At 54.2% G+C, this 4637-nt stretch carries 4 protein-coding genes; 2 read left to right on the forward strand and 2 right to left on the reverse strand.

Features of this window, described 5'->3' with window-relative positions; genetic code table 11:
* Nucleotides 1–62: 62 nt before the first annotated feature.
* Entirely contained in the window at nucleotides 63–686 is a 624-nt protein-coding gene (gene clpP / locus RTK32_RS19115) for an ATP-dependent Clp endopeptidase proteolytic subunit ClpP (protein WP_312046766.1), read from the forward strand.
* 88 nt (nucleotides 687–774) lie between these two features.
* Entirely contained in the window at nucleotides 775–2049 is a 1275-nt protein-coding gene (clpX, locus tag RTK32_RS19120) for an ATP-dependent protease ATP-binding subunit ClpX (protein WP_312046767.1), read from the forward strand.
* Nucleotides 2050–2122: 73 nt separating this feature from the next.
* Here the strand turns inward: clpX and RTK32_RS19125 are convergent, their stop codons facing one another.
* Both RTK32_RS19125 and RTK32_RS19130 read right to left on the reverse strand, forming a co-directional pair.
* Nucleotides 2123–3178, reverse strand: coding sequence for an acyltransferase (locus tag RTK32_RS19125; RefSeq protein ID WP_312046769.1), 1056 nt, complete (start codon nucleotides 3176–3178; stop codon nucleotides 2123–2125).
* Between the two features lie 512 nt (nucleotides 3179–3690).
* Nucleotides 3691–4275 carry an ATP-dependent Clp protease proteolytic subunit gene (locus RTK32_RS19130; protein ID WP_312046770.1) on the reverse strand — a complete coding sequence of 195 codons (585 nt, stop codon included), beginning with the start codon at nucleotides 4273–4275 and terminating at the stop codon, nucleotides 3691–3693.
* Between the last annotated feature and the right edge of the window lie 362 nt (nucleotides 4276–4637).

Raw genomic sequence — 4637 nt, forward strand, 5'->3', positions numbered from 1 at the left:
GTTCCGGAACGCTCTCAAGTAGAATTGGTAGTGTGGCCAAATGAAAAATCCAGGAGACGGTAATGTCATACAGTGGCGAACGTGAACAAACAGCACCTCATATGGCTTTAGTGCCAATGGTGGTTGAACAAACTTCTCGCGGAGAGCGTTCTTACGACATCTTTTCCCGCCTGCTGAAGGAACGTATCATCTTCCTGACCGGTCAGGTTGAGGATCATATGGCGAACCTGATCGTCGCGCAGATGCTGTTTCTGGAAGCAGAAAACCCGGAAAAGGATATCCACCTTTATATTAACTCTCCTGGTGGCGTAATTACCGCGGGCATGTCTATTTACGACACCATGCAATTTATCAAGCCTGATGTCAGCACCATCTGTATGGGCCAGGCCTGCTCAATGGGCTCTTTCCTGTTGACCGCCGGTGCGAAAGGCAAGCGTTACTGCCTGCCGCATTCCCGCGTGATGATCCATCAGCCGCTGGGCGGCTTCCAGGGGCAGGCGTCGGACATTGATATCCACGCGCGTGAGATTATCAAAACCAAGCAGATGATGAACGAGCTGATGGCCAAACATACCGGCCAGAGCGTCGAAACCATCGAGCGTGATACCCAGCGCGATCGCTTCCTCTCTGCAGGCGAAGCGGTAGAGTACGGCCTGGTCGACTCCATTCTGAACCAGCGCGGTTAATTGGCGCTGGTGGGTAAAAAAGATTGCTGCCGTCACACAGGCAGACTGACGGCTCCGGCCGTCAGGGTTAAACAAGAGGGGCAAGTTAATGACAGATAAGCGCAAAGACGGTTCAGGTAAGCTGCTGTACTGCTCTTTTTGCGGCAAAAGCCAGCATGAAGTCCGTAAGCTGATTGCCGGCCCGTCAGTGTATGTCTGCGACGAATGCGTCGACTTATGTAACGACATCATTCGCGAAGAGATCAAAGAGGTCGCGCCCCACCGCGAGCGCAGTTCGCTGCCGACGCCGCATGAAATCCGCGAGCATCTGGACGACTACGTTATCGGCCAGGAGCGGGCGAAGAAGGTGCTGGCGGTGGCGGTCTATAACCACTACAAGCGCCTGCGCAACGGCGACACCAGCAACGGCATCGAGCTGGGCAAGAGCAACATCCTGCTGATTGGCCCGACCGGCAGCGGCAAGACGCTGCTGGCGGAAACGCTGGCGCGCCTGCTGGACGTGCCGTTTACCATGGCCGACGCCACCACGCTGACCGAAGCGGGCTATGTGGGCGAGGACGTGGAAAACATCATCCAGAAGCTGCTGCAGAAATGCGACTACGACGTGCAGAAAGCGCAGCGCGGCATCGTGTACATTGATGAAATCGACAAGATTTCCCGCAAGTCGGATAACCCGTCCATCACGCGTGACGTGTCGGGCGAGGGCGTGCAGCAGGCGCTGCTGAAGCTGATTGAGGGCACCGTTGCCGCGGTACCGCCGCAGGGCGGCCGCAAGCACCCGCAGCAGGAATTCCTGCAGGTGGACACCTCGAAAATCCTGTTTATCTGCGGCGGCGCGTTTGCCGGGCTGGACAAGGTTATCTCACAGCGCGTGGACACCGGGTCGGGCATCGGCTTTGGCGCCACGGTGAAGGGCAAGGCGGAGAAGGCGACGGAAGGGGAGCTGCTGGCGCAGGTTGAGCCGGAAGACCTGATTAAGTTCGGCCTGATCCCGGAATTTATCGGCCGTCTGCCGGTGGTGGCGACGCTGACGGAGCTGAGCGAGGAAGCGCTGATCCAGATCCTGTGCGAGCCGAAGAACGCGCTGACCAAGCAGTATCAGGCGCTGTTCAGCCTGGAAGGCGTGGAGCTGGAGTTCCGCGAAGAGGCGCTGAAGGCGATAGCGGGCAAGGCGATGTCGCGCAAGACCGGGGCGCGCGGTCTGCGCTCGATAGTGGAGGGCGCGCTGCTGGACACGATGTACGACCTGCCGTCGATGGACGACGTGGAAAAGGTGGTGATCGACGAGTCGGTTATCGCGGGCGAGTCGGACCCGATGCTGATTTACGGCAAGGGCGACGCGCAACAGGCCTCTGGCGAATAATTCACAGAAGGCTTTACTGCCAGTCCCTTGAAAAAGAGAGCCTTTTGGCTCTCTTTTTTTATGCGCTTACTTCTCAGCCTGCTTTAAGGGGACGGCCACGCAGCATTTTCCAGGCACCGCCTCTTTCAACCAGGTTATAAAGATGCTTTGAAAAGAACAGCGACAGCGCGATAAACAGCAGCAGTATCGCCATTTTAAGCAGCGTAAAGTCCAGCCCCAGGCGGGAAAGCTGATTAAAGACGATCCACTTTGCGGTATAGAAGTTGGCGTGGAAAAGGTAAAGCGAATAGGAATACATGCCGACAGCGTGAAGCCTGTTAAACACCCACCCTTTCAAATCTTCCATATTGGCCATGAGCAGTACAAAGGTCCAGGAAGGCAGGCACGACCCCAGCAGATCGCGAATTTGCAGATTGGTCACGCCCTCTCTTGCCATCAGCCACAGCAACAGCATAGCGGCAGGAATCAACAGGAATACGGCAAGATTTTTTTTCAGGTGGTGAAAACCCAGCTGCCGTCCGCACATGCCAGCAATGAATGAAAGCAGCGCAAGGTTGCCTGCAACGGATTTGAACGTCACGCCGTGCCAGCCGAGATAGCCGTCATTACCCCACGTGATATTGGTCACAACAAGAATGGCGATCATCGCCACGCTGGTAAATGAGAACACAAAAGTTCTTTTGTTCAGCAACGTTTTGCCTACGCAAAGCAGCAGGTAAAAATAGAATTCATAGACCAGCGTCCAGGCCGCCGGGTTCGCCATCGATTCCGAACAGTTATAGGGCAGGGCTTCTCTGTCCCACTCGGTCCACGGAATAAGGAAAAGATTATGCAGAAGATAAGTTAATGAACCGGTCTTGTGAAGCGTATACAAAATAAGAGGAACAGAGAGGATAAGATAGGCCGGGTAGATCCTTTTTATTCTGTTCTTAAGAAAGGCTCCCGCGGACTGATCCTCCCTGAAGGTATGCATCATAATATAGCCGCTCAGGAAGAAGAACATGGATACGCCCACCTGGCCTGCACTGAAGAAATGAGCAACGGCGCGGGGCGAGAGATGTTCCAGTACCACGCACAGCGCGGCCAGCCCTCTGACAATCTGGAGATTGTAGATCTCTTTACGAATCATTTTCTTTTCCTTAACGATAAAAGGCAAGGAATATACATGGAGTTTTAGCTGGTACATATTCTCAGCGGAAATATTCGGACAATGCTTAGTTTTACTTATGATTAAACAAGGGGAAGGGCTGATTGCGGGGCAGAAGACAGGCCAGGCAGGATATAGCAGAGGCCCACAGCAGAAGCAGAGCACAGAAAAGCAGAACAAAAAGCGGAGTACAGAAGCAGCAGGGAGCAGGCGAGGCAGGAAACAAGCAGGAGCACTGAGTACGGAACAGGCGAGGCGCGGATCAGCAGAGGCCCGCAGTAGAAGCAGAACAAGAAGCAGGGAGCAGGTGAGGCAGGGCAGAGATCTGGAGCAGCAGAGGCAGAGCAAAGAAGAGGCAGGCAAGGCCAAAAAAAGAGTAAACAGGCAAGGCCGAAAAAAGGGGAAGCACGGGGTACGGAGCAGCCAGCCAGGCAAAGTAAAGGGGGCAAAAAAAAGCCTCCGGTCAGGGAGGCTTTTACAGGACGGGAAAGCGGTTACGCTTTCAGTTCGTCCCAATGCGTGATCAGATGGCTGGCGATACCGTATTCGATCGCCTGCTGCGGACCCATCCAGTAGTTGCTGTCCGTATCCTGCTCTACTTTTTCCAGCGGCTGGCCGGTTGCTTTGCTGATCAGCCGGTTGATGCGGTCACGCGCGCGCAGCAGCTCGTTGGCTTCGATTTCAATATCGGAAACCTTACCGCGTACGCCGCCCAGCGGCTGGTGGATCATGAAGCGGGTATTAGGCAGCGTATAGCGATCTTCTTTTTCCGCCGCCAGGAAAATGGTAATGCCCGCGCTGGCTACCCAGCCGGTGCCGATAACCTGTACCTTCGGCTTCACGAACTTAATCATATCGTGAATAGTGTCGCCAGCTTCAACGTGGCCGCCCTGGCTGTTGATAAACAGCTTGATCGGCTCGTCGCCCATTTCCTGCAGGATCAGGAGTTGTGCGGTCACCTTCTCCGCCAGCGCCTGATCGATTTCGCCAGAAATGATCACAGATCGGGCTTGCAGTAACTTGTTAAGCGCCAGAGAGGATTTCTCTTCCGGGCTCTCTTTCTTTGGCTCCTGAGACATTATTTAGACTCCATCGGAAACGATCTGTATAAGTGACAAGAGTTTAGCATAATCCATTCAACAGCTAAATCAACTGTGGCCGCACACAATGATTGCCTGTTAAAACAGCGCGTTAATCGCTGTTACCTTAACCCGTGCTCTTCCGGTGCATCTTACCTTCGTTGAGGTTAACGAAAAAACAGCGTAACTAACAGGCGCAGCGCAACCCGGTTTTGCTGCCAAAACGCCCCTGAAATGCGCTATATTAGGATCTGGTCCATTAATGAACACAGCCTGGAAGGGCCGCTGATAGCCATGAGGTTAACTGATGACAGATAAGCGCAAAGACGGTTCAGGTAAGCTGCTGTACTGCTCTTTTTGCG

It is taken from the genome of Erwinia sp., from assembly GCF_031978025.1.
Taxonomy (GTDB): Bacteria; Pseudomonadota; Gammaproteobacteria; order Enterobacterales; family Enterobacteriaceae; genus Erwinia.